22 protein-coding genes are annotated in these 21,518 nt (G+C 58.5%); 13 read left to right on the forward strand and 9 right to left on the reverse strand.

Features of this window, described 5'->3' with window-relative positions:
* Positions 1-135 precede the first annotated feature (135 nt).
* Positions 136-1,473: an NADP-specific glutamate dehydrogenase gene (gene gdhA, locus BMY54_RS17005; protein WP_093434783.1), complete on the forward strand. Its 1,338-nt coding sequence runs from the start codon at positions 136-138 to the stop codon at positions 1,471-1,473.
* On the opposite strand, the gene BMY54_RS17010 is transcribed toward gdhA, so the two are convergent.
* The 4 genes from BMY54_RS17010 to BMY54_RS17025 all read right to left on the reverse strand — a co-directional run bounded on the left by BMY54_RS17010 (position 1,470) and on the right by BMY54_RS17025 (position 5,047).
* The gene (locus tag BMY54_RS17010) at positions 1,470-1,964 is read right to left on the reverse strand and encodes a GreA/GreB family elongation factor (protein ID WP_093434786.1); all 495 of its coding nucleotides are present in this window, start codon (positions 1,962-1,964) and stop codon (positions 1,470-1,472) included. The two genes, gdhA and BMY54_RS17010, sit on opposite strands and share 4 nt — an antisense overlap.
* A 70-nt stretch (positions 1,965-2,034) precedes the next feature.
* Positions 2,035-2,391, reverse strand: a complete 357-nt coding sequence (locus BMY54_RS17015) for a hypothetical protein (RefSeq protein WP_093434789.1) — start codon at positions 2,389-2,391, stop codon at positions 2,035-2,037.
* Positions 2,392-2,610: 219 nt separating this feature from the next.
* Positions 2,611-4,464 carry an Lnb N-terminal periplasmic domain-containing protein gene (locus BMY54_RS17020; protein WP_093434791.1) on the reverse strand — a complete coding sequence of 618 codons (1,854 nt, stop codon included), beginning with the start codon at positions 4,462-4,464 and terminating at the stop codon, positions 2,611-2,613.
* A 94-nt stretch (positions 4,465-4,558) separates the two neighbouring features.
* Positions 4,559-5,047, reverse strand: a complete 489-nt coding sequence (locus BMY54_RS17025) for a DUF3015 domain-containing protein (protein WP_007909797.1) — start codon at positions 5,045-5,047, stop codon at positions 4,559-4,561.
* Positions 5,048-5,348: 301 nt separating this feature from the next.
* Here BMY54_RS17025 and BMY54_RS17030 point away from each other — a divergent pair, with 301 nt between their 5' ends.
* Both BMY54_RS17030 and BMY54_RS17035 read left to right on the forward strand, forming a co-directional pair.
* On the forward strand, positions 5,349-7,787 hold the full coding sequence (locus BMY54_RS17030; RefSeq protein ID WP_016986197.1) for a Lon protease family protein: 2,439 nt from the start codon (positions 5,349-5,351) through the stop codon (positions 7,785-7,787).
* Positions 7,788-8,112: 325 nt separating this feature from the next.
* Positions 8,113-8,427, forward strand: coding sequence for a PA4575 family protein (locus BMY54_RS17035; RefSeq protein ID WP_007909799.1), 315 nt, complete (start codon positions 8,113-8,115; stop codon positions 8,425-8,427).
* 36 nt (positions 8,428-8,463) lie between these two features.
* Here BMY54_RS17035 and BMY54_RS17040 read toward each other — a convergent pair whose 3' ends face one another.
* Positions 8,464-10,293 carry a hypothetical protein gene (locus tag BMY54_RS17040; RefSeq protein ID WP_093434793.1) on the reverse strand — a complete coding sequence of 610 codons (1,830 nt, stop codon included), beginning with the start codon at positions 10,291-10,293 and terminating at the stop codon, positions 8,464-8,466.
* Positions 10,294-10,451: 158 nt separating this feature from the next.
* On the opposite strand from BMY54_RS17040, the gene BMY54_RS17045 reads away from it, so the two are divergent.
* From BMY54_RS17045 to BMY54_RS17055, 3 genes are all read left to right on the forward strand, one after another.
* A complete protein-coding gene (locus BMY54_RS17045) occupies positions 10,452-10,940 on the forward strand; it encodes a TIGR00645 family protein (protein WP_007909801.1) in 489 nt (162 codons plus the stop codon).
* Between the two features lie 137 nt (positions 10,941-11,077).
* Entirely contained in the window at positions 11,078-11,383 is a 306-nt protein-coding gene (locus BMY54_RS17050) for a DUF6482 family protein (RefSeq protein ID WP_093434795.1), read from the forward strand.
* A gap of 121 nt (positions 11,384-11,504) precedes the next feature.
* Positions 11,505-12,122, forward strand: a complete 618-nt coding sequence (locus BMY54_RS17055; protein WP_008078561.1) for a BamJ family beta-barrel-assembly machinery protein — start codon at positions 11,505-11,507, stop codon at positions 12,120-12,122.
* Between the two features lie 110 nt (positions 12,123-12,232).
* On the opposite strand, the gene BMY54_RS17060 is transcribed toward BMY54_RS17055, so the two are convergent.
* The 3 genes from BMY54_RS17060 to BMY54_RS17070 all read right to left on the reverse strand — a co-directional run bounded on the left by BMY54_RS17060 (position 12,233) and on the right by BMY54_RS17070 (position 14,187).
* Positions 12,233-12,490, reverse strand: a complete 258-nt coding sequence (locus BMY54_RS17060) for a PA4570 family protein (protein ID WP_007909813.1) — start codon at positions 12,488-12,490, stop codon at positions 12,233-12,235.
* A gap of 205 nt (positions 12,491-12,695) precedes the next feature.
* Positions 12,696-13,037 carry a zinc ribbon domain-containing protein YjdM gene (locus BMY54_RS17065; RefSeq protein ID WP_016986200.1) on the reverse strand — a complete coding sequence of 114 codons (342 nt, stop codon included), beginning with the start codon at positions 13,035-13,037 and terminating at the stop codon, positions 12,696-12,698.
* 181 nt (positions 13,038-13,218) lie between these two features.
* Positions 13,219-14,187 (reverse strand): polyprenyl synthetase family protein, encoded by a 969-nt coding sequence (locus BMY54_RS17070; protein WP_093434797.1) that lies wholly within the window; start codon positions 14,185-14,187, stop codon positions 13,219-13,221.
* A 239-nt stretch (positions 14,188-14,426) separates the two neighbouring features.
* Between BMY54_RS17070 and rplU the strand changes: the two genes are divergently transcribed.
* From rplU to BMY54_RS17095, 5 genes are all read left to right on the forward strand, one after another.
* Positions 14,427-14,741, forward strand: a complete 315-nt coding sequence (rplU, locus tag BMY54_RS17075) for a 50S ribosomal protein L21 (protein ID WP_003176051.1) — start codon at positions 14,427-14,429, stop codon at positions 14,739-14,741.
* Positions 14,742-14,775: 34 nt separating this feature from the next.
* Positions 14,776-15,033, forward strand: coding sequence for a 50S ribosomal protein L27 (gene rpmA / locus BMY54_RS17080; RefSeq protein ID WP_003176049.1), 258 nt, complete (start codon positions 14,776-14,778; stop codon positions 15,031-15,033).
* 193 nt (positions 15,034-15,226) lie between these two features.
* On the forward strand, positions 15,227-16,450 hold the full coding sequence (gene cgtA, locus BMY54_RS17085; RefSeq protein WP_093434800.1) for an Obg family GTPase CgtA: 1,224 nt from the start codon (positions 15,227-15,229) through the stop codon (positions 16,448-16,450).
* A 123-nt stretch (positions 16,451-16,573) separates the two neighbouring features.
* The gene (gene proB, locus BMY54_RS17090; RefSeq protein ID WP_042704923.1) at positions 16,574-17,692 is read left to right on the forward strand and encodes a glutamate 5-kinase; all 1,119 of its coding nucleotides are present in this window, start codon (positions 16,574-16,576) and stop codon (positions 17,690-17,692) included.
* A gap of 10 nt (positions 17,693-17,702) precedes the next feature.
* Positions 17,703-18,170, forward strand: a complete 468-nt coding sequence (locus BMY54_RS17095) for a CreA family protein (protein ID WP_007909822.1) — start codon at positions 17,703-17,705, stop codon at positions 18,168-18,170.
* Positions 18,171-18,378: 208 nt separating this feature from the next.
* Here the strand turns inward: BMY54_RS17095 and rpsT are convergent, their stop codons facing one another.
* Positions 18,379-18,651: a 30S ribosomal protein S20 gene (gene rpsT, locus BMY54_RS17100; RefSeq protein WP_003228351.1), complete on the reverse strand. Its 273-nt coding sequence runs from the start codon at positions 18,649-18,651 to the stop codon at positions 18,379-18,381.
* A gap of 252 nt (positions 18,652-18,903) precedes the next feature.
* On the opposite strand from rpsT, the gene murJ reads away from it, so the two are divergent.
* Positions 18,904-20,442, forward strand: a complete 1,539-nt coding sequence (gene murJ, locus BMY54_RS17110; RefSeq protein WP_093434803.1) for a murein biosynthesis integral membrane protein MurJ — start codon at positions 18,904-18,906, stop codon at positions 20,440-20,442.
* 129 nt (positions 20,443-20,571) lie between these two features.
* The gene (gene ribF / locus BMY54_RS17115; RefSeq protein ID WP_174244482.1) at positions 20,572-21,510 is read left to right on the forward strand and encodes a bifunctional riboflavin kinase/FAD synthetase; all 939 of its coding nucleotides are present in this window, start codon (positions 20,572-20,574) and stop codon (positions 21,508-21,510) included.
* Positions 21,511-21,518: the final 8 nt, after the last annotated feature.

Below are 21,518 nucleotides of genomic sequence, written 5' to 3' on the forward strand. Positions count from 1 at the left end.
AACCGGCTTGATTTATATCCTGTGCACCATTTAATTTCATAACTGCGACATTTTGCTCTGTTCCTGTGCGCATTTCGTTTGTTACAGTCCGGCCCAATCTCCTCCAACGACAATAAATTTGCCGAGACTTTTCCCATGATCGAATCCGTCGAATCCTTCCTCGCTCGCCTGAAAAAACGCGACCCGGATCAACCCGAATTCCACCAGGCCGTCGAAGAAGTCCTGCGCAGTTTGTGGCCGTTTCTCGAAGCCAATCCGCATTACCTGAACTCGGGGATTCTGGAGCGCATTTGCGAGCCGGAGCGCGCGGTGATGTTTCGCGTGTCGTGGGTCGACGATCAGGGCAAAGTCCAGGTCAATCGCGGGTTCCGCATCCAGATGAACAGCGCCATCGGCCCGTACAAGGGTGGCCTGCGTTTCCATCCGTCGGTGAACATGGGCGTGCTGAAATTCCTCGCCTTTGAACAGACCTTCAAAAACTCCCTGACCTCGCTGCCAATGGGCGGCGGCAAGGGCGGCTCCGACTTCGATCCGAAGGGCAAGAGCGACGCTGAAGTCATGCGTTTCTGCCAGGCGTTCATGAGCGAGTTGTACCGCCACATCGGCGCCGACGTTGACGTGCCGGCCGGTGACATCGGCGTCGGTGCGCGCGAGATCGGTTTCCTGTTTGGCCAGTACAAGCGCCTGAGCAACCAGTTCACCAGTGTGCTGACCGGCAAAGGCATGACCTACGGCGGCAGCCTGATTCGTCCGGAAGCCACCGGTTTCGGCTGCGTATATTTCGCTGAAGAAATGCTCAAGCGTCGCGGGCAGACCGTCGAAGGCAAGCGTGTGGCGATCTCCGGTTCCGGCAACGTCGCGCAATACGCGGCGCGCAAGGTGATGGACCTGGGCGGCAAGGTGATTTCCCTGTCCGACTCCGAAGGCACGTTGTATTGCGAAGCCGGGCTGAGCGAAGAGCAGTGGCTGGCACTGCTGGAACTGAAAAACGTCAAACGCGGACGCATCAGCGAACTGGCGGCAGCGTTCGGCCTGGAATTCCGCGCCGGTCAGTTGCCGTGGTCGTTGCCGTGCGATATCGCGCTGCCGTGCGCTACGCAGAACGAACTCGACGCCGAAGCCGCGCGCACACTGCTGCGCAATGGCTGCGTGTGCGTAGCTGAGGGCGCGAACATGCCGACCACGCTCGAGGCTGTGGATATCTTTATAGAGGCCGGCATTCTCTTCGCTCCGGGCAAGGCATCCAACGCCGGCGGTGTGGCGGTGAGTGGCCTGGAGATGTCACAGAACGCCATGCGCTTGCTGTGGACGGCAGGTGAGGTGGACAGCAAGCTGCACGCGATCATGCAGTCGATCCACCACGCTTGCGTGCATTACGGCGAAGAGAGCGGGCGGATCAACTACGTCAAAGGCGCGAACATCGCCGGCTTCGTCAAAGTCGCCGACGCAATGCTCGCGCAGGGCGTGGTTTAAGCCGGTTCGATGCGGATCACTTCAATCACTTGATCGCCGGCGGGGCGCTGCCACAGCACCTCGTCATTGAGCTGCGCACCGAGCAGCGCCCGGCCCAGCGGTGAGCCCCAATTGATCAGGCCTTTGCTGGCATCGGCCTGATCCTCGCCGACCAGTTGTACCCGGCGTTCGGTATCGTGCTCGTCGGCGTAGGTCACCCAACTGCCGATCTGCACTTTGTCGGTGGAGGTCGCGGCAACCGCGACTTGTGCGCTGCTCAGGCGTTGATTGAAATACCGCAAATCCCTTTCCAGATCCGCCAGACGCTGCTTGTCAGCCTGCTCTCCTTTGGCCGATTGTTCGGCATGCAAGGTTTGCAGTTCGGCGACCTTCGCCTGTAACTGCGCCAGCCCTTGCGGCGTGACGTAATTGGGCTGCGTGCTGACCTGCCGTTCTACCGGCTGATCGGCTTGCGCGGCGGCGTTGTCTTCGTTGACGAATGCGCGACTCATGGTGTCCTCCTCGTATGAGGTTTGGGCCATGCTCGCAGGCATTTGGTTTCACTGGATGTCTGGAAACGACCTATTGCGAGCGATAGGCCCGCCCGGCGTCCTGATCTTTCTGTTGCTGCCAGGCGCGCTCGCGTTCGTCCCAATGTTCATTGCGATACTGTTCGCGGTCCTTGTTTTCCAACATTGCCTGACACTGGCGGAAGCCGTCGGTCCAGCCTTCGGCGTATTGCTTGTCCTTCAGATAGCGCGGCACGTTCTTGCGAAACTCGCCGCTGATCGAACCCGCCGCCTGACGACCGCTGACACAACCGTCATCGAAGCCGTCGGCGAAGGCCGGTGGATAACCCTTGGCGATCAGATCTTCATGGGTGGTCTGGCAACCGCCCAGTAACAGCACAACACCCAGCAAACCCGCACACCGCCACATCGCACTCTCCCGCGCCGGTTCTCCGGCCTATGGGGAAAGTCTAGAAGCTGATTCATGAGGCGGCTGTCGAAGCGCCGTGAAAAATCCATTAACACCACAAATCCCCTGTGGGAGCGAGCTTGCTCGCGAAGGCTTCGTGTCAGGCAACTCTGATATCGACTGACCCACCGCTTTCGCGAGCAAGCTCGCTCCCACATTGGTTTTGTGCTGTGTTCGGGATCAGTAGTGATACCACTTCACTTCAAGCATGACCTCGGTTTCCGGGGTGGCGAGATGGCTGAACTCACGCTGCGCACTCAGGCGCAAACCAAGGTTGCGCGACAACTCCCACTGCTGATTCAGACTCAGACTGCGGCGCACTTCGCCATTGAAAAAGTAATCACCTTTGGCTTCGAGGCTGAGATTGCCCAGCGGGTTTTTCCACAGCACGCCGGTATTGAAACCGCCGGCCGGGGAGACGAATTCGGCGAAGTCATTGTTGTGCTCGACGCGCACGGTGCCGAGGGCAAAACCCAATACGTCATCACCCAACGCCCAAGTGCCGCCACCGCCACCATTCACGTGGCTGACCAGCGTCTCGTCATCGTGCTTGCCCGGTACGCGCTCAAGACCACCAGTGACTTGCCACGACAGCGGTTGCAACAGCTCATTACGTGGCGTCAGCGAACGAATGGTCGCCAGATCCAGCTGCTGGAACTGCCAGTGATTGCCTTCGTACTGACGCAGTTTCATCTGCAGGATCTCGATCTGCGCGCCGAGCGGGAAGCTCTCGGCGTTGTCGTTGAGATCGTGATACGCCATGCGCAAGCCGTACTCAGCGAACGCACGGTCGCCACGGGTGCCGAGACCGGCCTGCCAGGTGCGCGATTCGTGGCCGTCTTCGGGCAAGCCCGGTTGCGGGATGTCCAGTTCGGGAGCGGGGTTCTTGTTGATCGCCCGCAGCAGTTCAAAGCTGCGCTGTGCCCGTTGTGGGTCGCGTTCCTGGCCGTTGGCGCGGTAGCGCTCCAGACGATATGCCGCGTCGATGATCAACGCTTGACGGTCGCGGGGCAGGGCTTTGAACGCCGGATCCTGCAACTGCTGTTGATCGGCGCTGACGTTCAGCACCCATTGCTGTTCGTCACTGTTCAAAGGCTCGGCACGGCTGAGCAATTCGCGCTCGCGGGACGGGCGGTATTCGATACTTTCCACCAGCCCGGCTTCCTTCACCGCTTTGACGGTGTCGGTGGGAATTGCGGTCAACGGGAATTGTTCGGTCAGGCGCAGGCTCGGCCGCGCCACCTGCAGCAACTCAAGCAGACGATACGAGCAGTTTTCGTCGAAGAAGAAATAGTCGAACTGGATCTGCTTCAACTCCCACACATGCTCGACCATGCGCGCGGTTTCTTCCTGGGTCAGATTCAATCGGTATTCCCACAGATCGCGGTTTTCCAGGCTGCGGTATTCCGAGAGTTTTTCCTGATAGGGCACCAGCGCGAACAACCCGGGATAGCCGCCCATCAAACCTTTCCAGGCATACAGAATGCTGTTGTCCGAACCTTCGATGTAGGCACCGAAGTTGATCGCGTAACTGAGCAGCGAGGTCTTGTCGGCCTGCACATCGGCTTGATCGATGCGCAGCAGGGTGTGGCCGAACATCGATGACGGACTGTTCAAATAAGCCGCCGGGAAGATCATCACCGCGCTGTGCGGCGAGACGTCCTTGAACCACTTTTTGTATTCGGCGCATGCCGGTGTCGGCAGATCGCTGAGATTGAGTTGCGCCTTCAGCCAGCGAGTGCGCGCCGGATAAACACATTGCGCATGTTGCTCGCCAAGACTGGCCGGGGCGTACAGCGCTTGCACGGTGGCCGCCAGTTCGTGGTCGGGATGCTCATTGCCATCGGGCGCGAGAAAGAATTTCTTGTCGCTGACATAGCTGCGCCAGCCGCCAAGCTTGGCGGTTTCGTAGTGACCGAGGGAAATCCAGAAGCGGTCGTTGGCCAGTTGCTGCAAACGTTGAGGGTCGATGTGGGGCGCGGCGGACAGCGGGGCGCAGACACAGAGCGCCAGCCAGGCAAGGCGTTTGAGCATAGTCGGCAACTTGAACAGGAAAGAAATAAAGACCCAAGGAGGGCGGGCCGAAAAAACAAAACCCGCTTCCCGAAGGAAGCGGGCGAGGTCGAGCTTAAGCCTGAGTTGCGTACTTGGCCAGACGAGGATCCGATTTCAGTACGGCCAGGGTGTTGGTATGCACGTCTTCAGCGGTCACGTCAGCCTTGCTGAAGATCTGCTGGAAGTGCTCGTGAGTCACAGCCGCGAAGTGCGCACGGTCTTCCGGCGCCACGCCCAGTACCACGGCATAAGTCGTCAGCGCTTCGCCGTTGCCTTTGGCCATGTCTTCGGACAGCTCGTTCATCATGCCATTCATGGCAAACCAGGATTTGCCGCCGTAGGTCAGCGATGCGTTGGTCGAGCAACCGTTGGTGCCGGACGTCATCCCGAAGGTGGCGTTACCGGACGTGCCGTTGGTGGTGGAAGCGAGGAAGTGAGCAGGGGTGCCACGCTGACCTTCGAACAGCATGTTGCCCCAACCGCAATCCGGGCCGCCTGGAGCTTGCGCCATTGCGTTGATGGATACAGCGGTGAAGAGAGTACCGAGAAGAATCCGTTTCATAGCTTTTTTCTCTTTGTGTGCATACCAATGGACAGGGTTCTGGCCCCCCAAGCTCTGTACGAGACAGATCCAAACGAAGCCAGTGGGCCGGTATTAGTTCCAGCCGCGCAGTTTGGAGTTTAGGCATGTTCCTGCGGTTCCGTGATTTTTTACAAAAGATTCGCTAATGACCCCGGTTTCAGGGGAGCTGCTGTGCAGAGGCGCGGTTGTCTATGCTTTGTCATGTGGCGCGCCTTGCCAGTGGGGCACAGGCAGCGCCAGAATGCCGCTATCTGCCCCGCCTGATTGTTAAGGAAGCCCGATGCCTGATCCTGTTGCTGCCAGCTTGCGTCTCGCGCCCGAAGCGCTGACCCGTCCGTTTTCCGCTGAACAGTTCAGCTTCACTACCACCAATGATCTGGAGCCCTTTCGCGGTGTGCTCGGCCAGGAACGCGCGGTCGAAGCCTTGCAGTTCGGTGTGGCCATGCCACGCCCCGGTTACAACGTATTCGTCATGGGCGAGCCCGGCACTGGTCGTTTCTCGTTCGTCAAACGCTACCTGAAGGCCGAAGGCAAGCGCCTGCAGACCCCGGCGGACTGGGTCTACGTCAATAACTTCGATGAGCCGCGCGAGCCGCGTGCGCTGGAACTGCCTTCGGGCACTGCCGGCGCGTTTATCGGTGACATCAACGGTTTGATCGACAACTTGCTGGCGACGTTTCCAGCGGTGTTCGAACACCCGTCCTATCAGCAAAAGAAAAGTGCCATCGACCGTGCATTCAACCAGCGCTACGACAAAGCCCTCGACATCATCGAGCGCCTGGCCCTGGAAAAAGACGTTGCCCTGTATCGCGACAGCAGCAACATCGCCTTCACGCCGATGCTCGACGGCAAAGCACTGGACGAAGCGGAATTTGCCCAGTTGCCGGAAGCTGATCGTGAGCGTTTTCACGACGACATTTCCGGCCTCGAAGAGCGCCTGAACGAAGAACTCGCCAGTCTGCCGCAGTGGAAGCGTGAGTCGAACAATCAACTGCGCTCGCTCAACGAAGAAACCATTACCTTGGCGCTGCAGCCGCTACTGTCGCCGTTGTCGGAGAAGTACGCCGAGAACGCTGCGGTCTGCGGTTACCTGCAAGCCATGCAGGTCTATCTGCTGAAAACCGTGGTCGAGCAACTGGTCGACGACAGCAAGACCGACGCCGTCGCGCGCAAACTGCTGGAAGAACAATACGCACCGAGCCTGGTGGTCGGTCATCCGCTCAGCGGCGGTGCGCCAGTCGTTTTCGAGCCGCACCCGACGTACGAAAACCTCTTCGGTCGCATCGAATACACCACCGATCAGGGTGCGCTTTACACCACTTATCGCCAGTTGCGTCCGGGTGCCTTGCACCGCGCCAACGGCGGTTTCCTGATTCTTGAAGCGGAAAAAATGCTCAGCGAGCCGTTTGTGTGGGATGCGCTGAAACGCGCCCTGCAATCGCGCAAGCTGAAAATGGAATCGCCGCTGGGCGAGATGGGCCGTTTCGCCACCGTGACGCTCAACCCGCAGCACATTCCGTTGCAGGTCAAAGTCATCATCATCGGTGCGCGGTCGCTGTACTACACGCTGCAAGACCTCGATCCGGACTTCCAGGAGATGTTCCGCGTCCTCGTGGATTTCGACGAAGACATCCCGATGGTCGACGAGAGCCTGGAGCAATTCGCCCAGTTGTTGAAAACCCGTACTTCGGAAGAAGGCATGGCGCCGCTGACCGCTGATGCGGTAGCGCGTCTGGCGACCTACAGCGCACGTTTGGCCGAGCACCAAGGGCGTTTGTCGGCGCGCATTGGTGATCTGTTCCAACTGGTCAGCGAAGCGGATTTCATCCGTCACCTGGCCGGCGATGAAATGACCGATGCCGGGCATATCGAACGTGCCTTGAAAGCCAAGGCCACGCGCACCGGTCGTGTGTCGGCGCGGATTCTCGACGACATGCTTGCCGGGATCATCCTGATCGACACCGATGGCGCGGCGGTCGGCAAGTGCAACGGTCTGACCGTGCTCGAAGTCGGCGATTCGGCGTTCGGTGTGCCGGCGCGGATTTCCGCCACGGTTTACCCGGGTGGCAGCGGCATTGTCGACATTGAGCGTGAGGTCAACCTCGGTCAGCCGATCCACTCCAAAGGCGTGATGATCCTCACCGGGTATCTGGGCAGCCGTTATGCCCAGGAATTCCCGCTGGCGATTTCCGCGAGCATCGCGCTGGAGCAGTCGTACGGTTACGTCGACGGCGACAGCGCGTCGCTGGGCGAGGCGTGCACGCTGATTTCGGCGCTGTCGAAAACCCCGCTCAAGCAGTGCTTTGCGATCACTGGTTCGATCAACCAGTTCGGCGAAGTGCAGGCGGTGGGCGGGGTCAACGAGAAGATCGAAGGCTTCTTCCGACTCTGCGAAGCGCGCGGGCTGACTGGCGAGCAGGGCGCAATCATTCCACAGGCCAACGTGGCCACGCTGATGCTTGATGAGAAAGTGTTGGCGGCGGTGCGTGCCGGGCAGTTCCACGTGTACGCGGTGCGTCAGGCCGACGAGGCGTTGAGTCTGTTGGTGGGCGAACCGGCCGGTGAACCGAATGCCGACGGCGAATTCCCGGAAGGCAGCATCAACGCACGGGTGGTCGAGCGCTTGCGCGACATCGCCGAGATGATCAGCGAAGAAGACCTCAAGGAAGCCGAGAAAGAGTTGGCCCAAGAAGCGCTGGCCGAAGCCAAACCGGCTTAACAGTCTTAAAGCGAACCCTGTGGGAGCGAGCTTGCTCGCGAAAGCGGCGTATCAGTCGACGAATCAGTTGCCTGACACTCCGTATTCGCGAGCAAGCTCGCTCCCACAGTTGTTTTTCCAGATTGATTTTTGTGGAGATCTTCGGGAGATATGCCACAACTCTGACGCCAATATTCACACAATGACCATTCGGCGCCTTCTGGTCTCATTCGGCTTGCGCAGCGGACTTTTCTTCTATTCTCAGCTCAAGGATATCGACAGTATCACTGGATCGAGCCAGTCCTCCCGTGAGGGCTGAATACCGGCTTCACCGAGGGTCGCCGCCATGTCGCGCAACCTCTGTCTCACCCGTCAATGCCTGGGTCTGGTGACCCGTATCGAATGCGCCATCAAGCCGTTGGCCGGCGATAACGGCATGTGGACGCTGCTCTTCGCGGCCGGCATGGCCGGTGAACAACCTTCCGCCATCAAAGCTCAGGGCCCGTTTCATGGGCCGGTCGCCGCCGAATCGATACTCGACACCATCGTTGAAAGCCTGACCTTGCACGGCTATGAACTGGCCGATGATCCGCAGATCTGGAGCCTGCACCTGCAAGCCCAGTTGCGGCAGATCAACGGTGGCCGTGGCCGCGCCCTGTAGGCGCTGCCGCAGGTTGCGATCTTTTGATCTGGCTCTTCAGTGGGCAGCCTCAGGCACCTGCGCCCGGTCGAGTTTGACCTCAAAGCCGTAGTGCACAGTGGCGAGGTCGGTGCGCTGATAGGTTTCTACGTGCGTCGGGCGGCCATAAAAATAGTGCACGCCGAACAGCGCCGGGCCTTCTGCGCTCGCATCGTGGCTGACAGAAAGAATCTGCTTGAGGTAGTTGCCGCTGTCGTCTTTGACGAAGAAACGCCATTCGTTGGGCGGAAACAATTTCAGGTCCACCACCAGCAGGTTGTTCTTGATCTCCAGACCTTTGGGCAAGGACTTGGCGTCGTATGCCTGCTTGGCCACAGTCGCGAGAAACAGCGGCATTGAACCGACGGCGATCGCTGGGGTTTCCGGGAACAGGTTCAGGTCGTAAGTGATCGTCGCGCGCAGCGGATCGACCTGGTATGCCTCGGGCGGCAGTTCGATCGGTTCATCGAGTTTGCCACTGCGTTTTTCGGTAAAGAACGTGACAGGGCTGACCCCCGGGCTGAAGTCATCGCCCAGCAGTTCATCGTTGAACGTACGGCGATGGGAAAACTCGATGCGCGCAGCGCTCGGTTCTTCAACGTATTGATGGACGCGGATGCCTGCCTTCAGTTGCTCTTCGGTCAGGCTCGCACCCTTGAGCCAGTTGGCTGCCAGATCGTCGTAGACCGTCACTGGCAGATCCAGCGGTTGAATGGCCTTCTGCGTCGTATGTTGATTGAACGTGCGAATCGGCAGATCCAGCGATTTGCGCGTCACCGTCGCCGAGGAGAAGTCGAGTACGCTGACTTCCAGAGTGTCGATCGGGCCATTGAAATAGACCTTGTTATAGCGACGCGGGTGCTTGTCCTCGAATGCCTGCTGCTCTTCGGTGAGTTGCTTCTCCAGCGCATCGCTCCAGCCCTTCTGCTGTTGCAGGTAGGCCAGTTGTTTTTCGTAGAACGCGACTTGCTCCGGGCTCTCGTTGATCGAGCCGGCGCGTATCAGGTATTGCCCGGTCTTGTCGCGGGCCTGGACGATCAGCGGATTGAGCTGCGTCTCTGCGACTTCCGCCGCCAGTGGCAGATTGTTGCTGAATTCCACTTCGGCGTAGTTGTTCTCGAGCTTCAGCAGTTTGACGCTGAGGTTGTCGTTACTGCGGGTCTGGCCGACGTCTTTTTGCGTCAGGTCGAAGCTGTACAAGCGGCGCGGTGCGATGACTTCGATCTGGCCTTGCAGGCTGACCGGTTGCGGCAGGGACTTCTTGTCCACGTCCAGTCCGTCAATGAACGGGTAGGTCACGGTCAGGTCATCGGGGTTGGTGACGTTGGAGCTGGAGGGGCTGAGCTGAATGCCCGGATCGGTTTCCGACCATTCCGGCTGATAGGCGATCACGCGTTTGTTGCTCAACGTCACCGACTGCCATTCCACACCGTGTGGAAACAAGAAGCCGCCGGGAATGTTCAGGTTGAACGGGAACACCGGTTGCAGATCGGTGAGGTAATCGGAGCTGGCATCCTTGTGCAGCACGAACAGGCCGTTGATAAACGTATCGACCAGCGCCTGCGGGGCAGGATAGTGCTTGAGCACGGCGAGTGCGTCTTCACCGTATTCGGTGCGCGGCGGATTGTCGTTGAGCTTGAGTTGCGCGCGTTCGAGCAGCAGCAGTGAGCCGCCGAGTTCGGTGATGGCGTCCTTGAGTTTGGTGTCGGTGATGGCGTCCAGCGATTGTTCGAACTTTGCGGTTTTTTCTTCAAGGCTGGTGGCGTGTTTTTCGTCGCCGGGCGAGCAACCGCTGATCAACAGAGCAAGGCAAATTCCGGCCGTCGTTATCGGTAATCGCACATCCATTTCCACACGTCCTGTCTGCAGTCACTGGGCTGTCAATGGTTTCGACACTAGCAGAAAAAATCATCCACACGCGCAGGTGGCGGATTTTCGGGCAGTTTCTGGCTGTCACAGGGGGCTGGTATACTCGCCGCCATTTCCACCCCCTTGTGTGAGATTCAATGGAACGCTTTATCGAAAATGCAATGTACGCCTCGCGCTGGCTGCTGGCGCCAATCTATATCGGGCTCTCGCTCGGGTTGCTGGCGCTGGCACTGAAGTTTTTCCAGGAAGTGTTCCACATCCTGCCCAACGTTTTTTCGATGGCCGAGTCGGAACTGATTCTGGTGCTGCTGTCGCTGATCGACATGGCACTGGTCGGCGGCCTGCTGGTGATGGTGATGATTTCCGGCTACGAGAACTTCGTCTCTGAACTGAACATCGACGAAGGCAAGGAAAAGCTCAGCTGGCTCGGCACCATGGACTCTTCGTCGTTGAAGATGAAAGTGGCGGCTTCGATCGTGGCGATTTCATCGATCCACTTGCTGCGCATCTTCATGGACGCCAAGAACGTCGATCCCGAGCATTTGATGTGGTACGTGATCATCCACATGACCTTCGTCGTTTCGGCGTTCGCCATGGGTTACCTGGACAAAGTCACCAAGCACTGATCAACCGTTGATCGCTGCAAAAAAACACCGCCCGTCTGTTGCGAAACAGACGGGCGGTGTCGTTTGTGGCTTGTGCTTTGGTGCGCGCAAGCATATCCCTGTAGAGGTCCTGACTCGCCACTTTGTGAGGTGCGTTCATGAACCTGCAAGAGCTGAATGCGTTTGCCATCGCCAGGAAGGTCGATGAGTTGAACCTGATCTCCATGGAGGGCGGGATTTATCTGCTCGAAGCGCGGATGCACGGGGCGGCATATCCGTTGAGTGATCCCAAAGGCAAGATGCTGACCCTGCGATCAGTGGAGCATGCGCGGGATCTGCTGCATGCGTTTCCGGTGCTGCCCTTCAATCTTGTACACACCTCGGTGCATGACGAAATGTGCGGCCTGGGCGGCAGTATCGATGAATGCCTGAAGGTGCCGCTCGCCTGGCGTTCAGCCCTGTAGGCCTTGCGCCCCATCGCCGGGCATCTGTGCTAGTCTGCTCGCCCTTTTGGTTCCGGGCGCGCCGGGACGCGCTGTGCTCGCACGGCAAGTCTTGTGGCCGTCCGCACAGCGGAGCAGTGTCATGTCCGAAGTAAATCTGTCCACCGACGAAACCCGCGTCAGCTACGGCATCGGCCGTCAACTGGGCGACCAGCTGCGCGACAACCCGCCACCGGGCGTTAGCCTGGACGCGATCCTGGCCGGTCTGACCGACGCTTTCGCCGGTAAGGAAAGCCGTGTGGGTCAGGAAGAAATGTCCGCCAGCTTCAAGGTTATCCGCGAAATCATGCAAGCCGAAGCCGCTGCCAAAGCTGAAGCCGCTGCTGGCGAAGGCCTGGCTTTCCTGGCTGAAAACGCCAAGCGTGACGGCATCACCACCCTGGCTTCCGGCCTGCAATTCGAAGTGCTGACTCAGGGCGAAGGCGCCAAGCCTACCCGTGAAGACCAGGTCCGTACTCACTACCACGGCACACTGATCGACGGCACTGTGTTCGACAGCTCCTACGAGCGTGGCCAGCCTGCAGAATTCCCGGTTGGCGGGGTGATCGCTGGCTGGACCGAAGCCCTGCAACTGATGAATGCCGGCAGCAAATGGCGTCTGTACGTGCCGAGCGAACTGGCTTACGGCGCTCAAGGCGTTGGCAGCATCCCGCCGCACAGCGTTCTGGTATTCGACGTCGAGCTGCTGGACGTTCTGTAAGACCTTTGTGGGAGCGAGCTTGCTCGCGAATGCAGGCGACTGGATCTAACTTGAGATTCGAGTTGAAGCCTTCGTGAGCAAGCTCGCTCCCACAGGTTTTGTATTACTGCTCATAGTTCTATCTTGTGCTGCAGTTCACTGGTCGGGCGCAAGGCCCGGGCATAGCAGAACAGGAACAGATTGCGCACCAGCTCCTTGAGCACCAATGGTTCGCTGGAATTTAGGCTGCTGACGTCCAGATCCCCTTGGTCTTGCAACTCATGCAGGGCTTCTTCCTCAAGCACCGCACAGACTTCACCGGTCTCCCGATGGAGGATTCTGAGGTAAGGGTGTGGGCGATCCAGCCACGCGTCGATCAAATAAGTCATGGTTCTCATCTCCTTGAAGGGTTTCAATGAGAATAATTCTTATTCGTCAAATAGCAAGCGTCTATTGGCGGATTCTGAAATTTTCCGGGTAAAGATTGCGTAAGGTCAAAACGGCTGGCGTTTGGCTATTGCGCGGTTTTGCTGGGGTAGAGCGGGGAGGGCGAAGCTCCATCCCACGCCTGGCGCGGGATGGATGACAACGGAATCAGACCTTTCTGACGAACTCGGATTTGAGTTTCATCGGGCCGATACCGTCGATCTTGCAGTCGATATCGTGGTCGCCATCGCACAGACGGATGTTCTTGACCTTGGTGCCGACCTTGACCACCAGCGAAGTGCCCTTGACCTTCAGATCCTTGATCACGGTGATGGTGTCGCCGTCCTGCAGGACGTTGCCGACCGAGTCTTTCTTCACGGCATCATCAGACGCCACTTCGGCTTCGCCGCTGGCGGACCACTCGTGGGCGCACTCCGGGCACACCAGTTGGGTACCGTCTTCGTAGGTGTATTCGGAATTGCATTTCGGGCAGGGTGGCAACGTGCTCACTAAGGCTCCTTGGGTATGGATCGCTAAAAGTCGCACATTGTATAGGGTTTTACGCGAGGGAGGGCATAGCGCAGAAACAACTGTGGGAGCGAGCCTGCTCGCGAAAGCGGTGTGTCAGTCAACATTGATGTCGATTGGCAGATTGCTTTCGCGAGCAGGCTCGCTCCCACAGTGGGCTGTATCAGTGCGTACGGGCGACCGCAAACTCGCTCAGTTCAACCAGCGCATCGCGGTATTCGCTGGCCGGCAGGGCATCGAGGCACTTGATCGCACGGGCCACGTAATCGCGGGCCAGTTGCGCGGTGTACTCAAGCGAACCGGAGGCTTCCACGGCAATGCGGATGCTTTCCAGGTCTTCGATCCCGCCTTTCTGGATCGCCTGACGCACCAGTGCAGCCTGTTCAGCCGTACCTTCACGCATGGTGTAGATCAGCGGCAGTGTCGGCTTGCCTTCGGCCAGATCGTCACCGACGTTCTTGCCCAGGGTTTCGGCGTCGCCCTTGTAGTCGAGCAGGTCGTCGACCAGTTGGAACGCCACGCCGAGGTGATCACCGAAGGTGCGCAGGGCTTCGCTCTGCTCAGCGGTAGCACCGGCCAATGCAGCGGCGCTGTGGGTCGAAGCTTCGAAGAGCATCGCGGTCTTGCCGCGGATGACTTCCATATAGGTTTCTTCAGTGGTGCTGGCGTCGCGCACCTTGGACAGTTGTAGTACTTCGCCTTCAGCGATGATGCGCGTGGCCTGGGACAGGATCTTCATCACCGGCATCGAGCCCAGTTCGACCATCATTTCGAACGAGCGCGAGTACAGGAAATCGCCGACCAGCACGCTCGGGGCGTTGCCCCACATGGCGTTGGCGGTAGAACGGCCACGGCGCATGCCGGACATGTCGACCACGTCGTCATGCAGCAGGGTGGCGGTGTGCAGGAATTCGATGGTGGCGGCCAAAAGGCGCATGTCGTCGCCTTCGCGACCCAGGGCCTTGCCACAGAGCAACACTAATAAAGGACGCAGACGTTTGCCGCCGGCCGAGGTAATGTAATCGCCGATTTTCGATACCAGCGGTACTCGGGAAGTCAGCTGCTTCTTGATGATGCCGTCGACGGCGCTAAAATCGTCCGCCACCGCGCGGTAGAAAGCTTGGGGTTGCATCAGCGAGAGTCGCTCCAGAAGGGTTGCGCGGCATGCTAGGACCCCCATCCAGACCTGTCAAGGCGCGATAGACGGCTACTTGCAAGCCTGCGGCACCTTGCGTACAATCGCGCACCCTGAACTTCCTGGGCAGCACCTGCCTTACGCAATTGCAACGGGCCTTCCAGCCTTATGCAGCCATGCCAGCCAATACCTCTTCTTATAAAGAGCTGGGTGAGCAGGATTATCGGAGAAATACCATGTCTTATGCAGTAATCGTTACTGGCGGCAAGCAGTACAAAGTCGCCCCGGGTGAATACCTGAAGATCGAAAAACTGGAAATCGCTACCGGCGAATCCGTTACCTTTGATCGCGTTCTGTTGGTTGCCAATGGCGACGACGTGAATATCGGCGCTCCAGTTGTTGCTGGCGCTACCGTTGTGGCTGAAGTGATCTCCCAAGGTCGTCACGATAAAGTCCGCATCATCAAGTTCCGTCGCCGTAAGCACCACATGAAGCGTATGGGCCACCGCCAGTGGTACACCGAGATCAAAATCACCGGTATTCAGGCTTAATTTCAGCCTAATTCCTCACTAGGAGAATTGACTCATGGCACACAAAAAAGCTGGTGGTAGTACCCGTAACGGTCGCGACTCAGAAGCCAAACGCCTTGGCGTTAAGATGTATGGCGGCCAGAAAATCATTCCGGGCAACATCATCGTGCGTCAGCGCGGCACCCAATTCCACGCTGGCTACGGCGTTGGCATGGGTAAGGATCACACCCTCTTCGCGAAAATCGAAGGCGTGATCAAGTTTGAAGTAAAAGGCGCGTTCAACCGCCGTTACGTGAGCGTTGTCGCAGCTTAATTGCGCGATCGCTGGAAAAGCCCTGTCTCGCGACGGGGCTTTTTCGTTTGTGGGGTGAGTCTCTTGCAAAACTGTTTGTATGGGCTGTCGGCGTGCGATGCAGGTCGTGTTTTGGGGTCGCTGCGCTCATTTTTGCAAGAGTCTTATGTCTTGATTGTTTTTCGGCTCGTCCGTACGGCGAGAGGCGTTGGTTATGAAGTTTGTTGATGAAGTATCGATTCGCGTAAAGGCTGGTGACGGCGGCAATGGCGCCATGAGTTTCCGTCGGGAAAAATTCATCGAAAACGGTGGCCCGAACGGCGGTGATGGCGGTGACGGCGGTTCCATCTACATGATGGCTGACGAAAACCTCAACACCCTGGTCGACTACCGTTACACCCGGCACTTCGATGCCGAGCGCGGCTCCAATGGCGGCAGCACCGACTGCACCGGCAAGAAGGGCGAAGACCTGATCCTGCGCGTGCCGGTCGGCACCACGGTGATCGACTCTGCTACTCAGGAAGTGATTGGCGACCTGACCAAGGCTGGCCAAAAACTGATGGTAGTGCAGGGTGGTTGGCACGGTCTGGGTAACACCCGTTTCAAATCCAGTACCAACCGGGCGCCGCGTCAGACCACGCCGGGTAAGCCGGGTGAGCAGCGCGACCTGAAACTGGAAATGAAAGTACTGGCTGACGTCGGTCTGCTGGGCTTGCCGAACGCCGGTAAAAGTACCTTTATCCGTTCCGTTTCTGCGGCCAAGCCGAAAGTCGCCGACTACCCGTTCACTACGCTGGTGCCAAACCTCGGTGTGGTCAGTGTCGATCGCTGGAAGAGTTTCGTCATTGCCGACATTCCGGGTCTGATCGAGGGTGCCTCCGACGGTGCCGGTCTGGGCATTCGCTTCCTCAAGCACTTGGCGCGTACGCGTCTGTTGCTGCACCTCGTCGATATGGCGCCGCTGGATGATTCCAGCGCACCGGATGCCGCTGAAGTGATCGTCAACGAACTGATCAAGTTCAGCCCGTCCCTGGCCGAGCGTGATCGCTGGCTGGTGCTGAACAAGTGCGACCAGATCCTTGAAGAAGAGCACGAAGAGCGCGTCAAGGAAATCGTTGATCGCCTCGAGTGGACCGGTCCGGTCTATGTGATCTCGGCGATCGCCAAGATCGGTACCGAGCGTCTGTGTCACGACATCATGCGTTACATGGAAGATCGTGCCGATCGCTTGGCCAATGACCCGGCTTACAAGGAAGAGCTGGCCGATCTCGATCAGCGCATCGAAGACGAAGCGCGGGCGCAACTGCAGGCGCTGGATGACAAGCGTGCCCTGCGTCGCAGCGGCGTGAAGTCGGTCCATGACATCGGCGACGATGATTGGGACGAAGAAGATGTGGATGACGAAGACGGTCCGGAAATCATTTACGTGCGTGACTGATTCGTTGCAGTAAACTTAAGCGCCGCTCAATCGAGCGGCGTTTTAGTATCTGGAAATCGCAAGTCACAAATAACGTCATGGGCGGCGCTGGGTCGCGTTGCCCTCAAGCTAAGGTTGAAGATGATGCGGAGCAAGGTGACAGGTGCGCAGCGTTGGGTCGTGAAGATCGGCAGCGCTTTGCTGACAGCTGATGGCAAAGGGCTGGATCGCGCGGCAATGAGTGTCTGGGTGGAGCAGATGGTGGCCTTGCATGAGGCTGGTGTCGAGTTGGTGCTGGTGTCCTCCGGGGCGGTAGCGGCCGGCATGAGTCGATTGGGCTGGACCGCACGACCCAGTGCGATGCACGAGCTCCAGGCAGCCGCTGCGATTGGTCAGATGGGTCTGGTGCAGGCGTGGGAATCGAGTTTCGCCGAGCATGGCCGGCACACTGCGCAGATTCTCCTGACTCACGACGATTTGTCCGACCGCAAGCGCTACCTCAACGCCCGCAGCACTTTGCGCGCATTGGTCGAGCTGAAAGTCATCCCGGTGATCAACGAAAACGACACCGTGGTCACCGACGAAATCCGTTTCGGCGACAACGACACGCTCGCGGCGCTGGTGGCCAACCTCGTCGAGGCGGATCTGCTGGTGATCCTGACCGACCGCGATGGCATGTTTGACGCCGATCCGCGCAATAATCCCGAGGCGCAGCTGATTTACGAAGCGCGCGCCGATGATCCGAGTCTCGATGCGGTAGCGGGTGGTACGGGCGGTGCGCTGGGGCGTGGCGGTATGCAGACCAAGTTGCGAGCGGCGCGACTGGCTGCGCGTTCCGGTGCGCACACTATTATCGTTGGCGGGCGTCTTGAGCGCGTGCTTGATCGCCTGAAGGCGGGTGAGCGCATCGGCACGTTGCTGTCGCCTGAGCGCGGCATGCTCGCGGCGCGCAAGCAATGGCTGGCCGGACATCTGCAGACTCGCGGCACGTTGGTGTTGGACGAGGGGGCGGTGTCGGCGTTGTCCAAGGGCAATAAAAGTTTGCTGCCGGTAGGTGTGAAGTTGGTGCAGGGCAGTTTCCGTCGCGGCGAGATGGTCGTCTGCGTGGCGCCCGATGGTCGTGAGATTGCTCGTGGCCTGGCCAACTACAGTGCGCTGGAAGCACAAAAAATCATCGGTCAGTCGTCGGATGCGATTGTCGGTTTGCTTGGTTACATGGCGGAGCCTGAACTGGTTCACCGTGACAACCTGATTCTGGTCTAAGGAAAATTCGATGCGTTTAGCGAAAGGATTGTTGGGCTTGCTGATGGCTATGCCATTGCTGGCCTCGGCCGAGGAAATCGGTCAGGTGTCGACGGTGTTCAAGTTTGTCGGTCCGAACGACCGCATTGTGGTCGAGGCTTTCGATGATCCGAAAGTTGAGGGGGTGACCTGCTACCTGTCGCGCGCCAAGACGGGCGGTGTGAAGGGTGGTCTGGGTCTGGCTGAAGATCGCGCAGAAGCGTCGATCGCTTGCCGTCAGGTCGGCCCGATCAAGTTCAAAGGTGATCTGAAGGATGGCGATGAGGTGTTCAAGGAGCGCACTTCGCTGGTATTCAAGACCATGCAGGTGGTGCGATTCCTGGACAAGAAGCGCAATACGCTGGTGTATCTGGTCTACAGCGATCGCTTGATCGAAGGCAGTCCGCAGAATGCCGTGACCGCGATCCCGATCCTGCCGTGGGTACCCGTCCAGCAATAACACCGCAAAACCACTGTAGGAGTGAGCCTGCTCCGGGCGGCGTTCCGACGATAGCTGTGTTAGTCAGCAAATGTACATCTGACTAACCGCCATCGTCGGAACGCCGCCCGGAGCAGGCTCACTCCTACATTTTTTTTGCGCTGGATTTGCTAAATCACAGGCAATAAAAAACCGACCCTAAGGTCGGTTTTTTAATGACTACGTCGGATTAAGCAGCTTCTTTCAGCGCTTTGACGTGGCCATTCAGGCGGCTCTTATGGCGAGCAGCCTTGTTCTTGTGGATGATGCCTTTATCGGCCATACGGTCGATAACTGGCACAGCCAGAACGTATGCAGCTTGAGCTTTTTCAGCGTCTTTTGCGTCGATGGCTTTAACTACATTCTTGATGTAGGTGCGAACCATGGAACGCAGGCTGGCGTTGTGGCTGCGACGCTTCTCAGCCTGTTTTGCACGTTTTTTGGCGGAAGGTGAGTTGGCCACCGTCGAGCTCCTCGAAAGACTTTTTAGGAAATAGCAAACAAAATAGGCCGCGAATCATGCCGATGAGTTGAAGTCTTGTCAAGGGCACTTGAAACGTTCCGCTAAGTGGTAGGTATAAAGAGGCGGGATATTTATTTCCGGCGCTTGACCTGTAAACTCGCGAGCTTTGGCTCTGTGCTGCTGCGGCGCGGAGTATCGCACAAGTAGGCGCTTTGTTCGCCTGCTGTTTATCGACAGGCACAAATTCCCTCAATGAATCTGCTCAAATCGTTGGCCGCCGTCAGCTCTATCACGATGCTTTCCCGGATTCTGGGCTTTGTTCGTGACACGCTGATTGCCCGTACATTCGGCGCCGGGATGGCGACGGATGCCTTCTTTATTGCCTTCAAACTGCCCAATCTGCTGCGGCGGATCTTCGCCGAGGGCGCTTTCTCGCAGGCATTCGTGCCGATTCTGGCCGAATACAAAAGCCAGCAGGGCGAAGAGGCGACGCGCACGTTCATTGCCTACGTATCGGGCTTGCTGACGTTGGTGCTGGCGGTTGTCACTGCGCTGGGCATGATCGCCGCGCCTTGGGTGATCTGGGCCACCGCGCCCGGTTTTACCGATACGCCGGAAAAATTCCAGCTCACCTCCGATCTGTTGCGGGTGACCTTCCCGTATATATTGCTGATATCCCTGTCATCGCTGGCCGGGGCGATCCTCAATACCTGGAACCGTTTCTCAGTGCCGGCCTTTGTGCCAACGTTGCTCAACGTCAGCATGATTGTGTTTTCGCTGTTCCTCACGCCGTACTTCGATCCGCCGGTCATGGCATTGGGTTGGGCGGTCTTGGTCGGCGGTCTGGCGCAGTTGCTCTATCAACTGCCGCACCTGAAAAAGATCGGCATGCTGGTGCTGCCGCGTCTGAATCTGCGTGATACCGGTGTCTGGCGCGTGATGAAGCAGATGCTGCCGGCGATTCTCGGTGTCTCGGTCAGCCAGATTTCGCTGATCATCAACACGATTTTCGCCTCATTTCTGGTCGCGGGTTCGGTGTCGTGGATGTATTACGCCGACCGCTTGATGGAATTGCCATCCGGTGTGCTTGGCGTGGCATTGGGGACAATTTTGCTGCCGACGCTGGCAAAAACCTACGCGAGCAAGGATCGCCACGAATATTCGAGGATTCTCGATTGGGGCCTGCGTCTGTGCTTCGTGTTGGTGCTGCCTTGCTCGCTGGCGCTGGGGATTCTTGCTGAGCCGCTGACCGTTTCGCTGTTCCAGTACGGTCAGTTCAGTGGTTTCGACGCTGAAATGACTCAGCGTGCGCTGATTGCTTATTCTGTCGGTCTGCTCGGGATTATCGTGATCAAAGTGTTGGCGCCGGGCTTCTATGCGCAGCAGAACATCCGTACCCCGGTGAAAATCGCAATATTCACTCTGGTGTGCACGCAGTTGTTCAACTTGATGTTGATCGGCCCGCTGGCTCATGCCGGTCTGGCCTTGGCGATCAGCGCCGGTGCCTGCCTGAATGCCGGGTTGCTGTTCTATCAACTGCGCAAGCAGCAGATGTATCAGCCGCAACCGGGTTGGGCCAAGTTCGCCTTCAAGCTTGTGGTCGCGGTGGCGGTGATGTCGGCGGTGTTACTGGTTGGCATGCATTTCATGCCGGCGTGGGACCAAGGGCACATGCTTGAGCGCTTCCTGCGTCTGGGCGCATTGGTCGCGGCGGGCGTGGTCGCCTATTTCGGTATGTTGCTGCTGCTTGGTTTCCGTTTGCGCGACTTCAATCGCAAGGCCTTGAGTTAAGGTTTTACCCTTTATAAACAGGCGCGGGCCGGCAGTTTTGTCGGCTCGTTCACTTTGCGTTACGGTGTTGCCTGTCGTCGACCGTCGGGTGTGGTTATAATCGACCACTTTATGAGCAAGAAGCGCGTTATGCAGCTGGTTCGAGGCCTCCACAACTTGCGCCCCCAGCATCGGGGCTGCGTCGCCACTATTGGCAACTTTGACGGTGTTCACCGTGGTCACCAGGCTATCCTGGCCCGACTGCGTGAGCGTGCGCTCGAGTTGGGCGTACCCAGCTGCGTGGTGATTTTCGAGCCGCAGCCACGGGAATTCTTTGCCCCCGAGACCGCGCCGGCGCGTCTGGCCCGCTTGCGCGACAAGCTGCAATTGCTGGCTGCCGAAGGCGTCGACCGGGTGTTGTGCCTGGCGTTCAACCAGCGCTTGAGCAAGCTCAGCGCCAGCGAGTTCGTCGACACCATCCTCGTTGATGGTCTCGGCGTGCAGCATCTGGAAGTCGGTGACGACTTCCGCTTCGGTTGCGACCGCCTCGGCGATTTCGACTTCCTGCTGCAGGCCGGGCAGATGCACGGTTTTACCGTCGAAGCCGCGCAAACCGTCGAGCTGGACGGCATTCGCGTCAGCAGTACGCAGGTGCGTAATGCATTGGCTGCCGCCGATTTTGCCCTGGCCGAACGTTTGCTCGGTCGCCCGTACCGCATTGCCGGTCGCGTGCTGCATGGCCAGAAACTGGCCCGGCAACTGGGTACGCCCACTGCCAACATTCAACTCAAACGTCGTCGCGTGCCGTTCACAGGTGTGTACCTGGTGAATGTCGATATCGACGGCAAGACCTGGCCCGGTGTCGCCAATATCGGCGTACGACCCACGGTACAAGGTGATGGCAAGGCCCACCTTGAAGTCCATCTTCTAGATTTTGCCGGCGATCTGTATGACCGGCGTTTGACGGTGGTTTTCCACCAAAAGCTGCGTGAAGAGCAGCGCTTCGCCTCCCTGGAGGCATTGAAAACGGCGATCAATGCGGATGTCGCCACCGCCCGTGCACTAGCCGCACCTAGCGCCCATCGCTAATGAAGAGC

Origin of the sequence: Pseudomonas sp. ok266, assembly GCF_900110195.1 — a bacterium.
Classification (GTDB): Bacteria; Pseudomonadota; Gammaproteobacteria; order Pseudomonadales; family Pseudomonadaceae; genus Aquipseudomonas; species Aquipseudomonas neuropathica.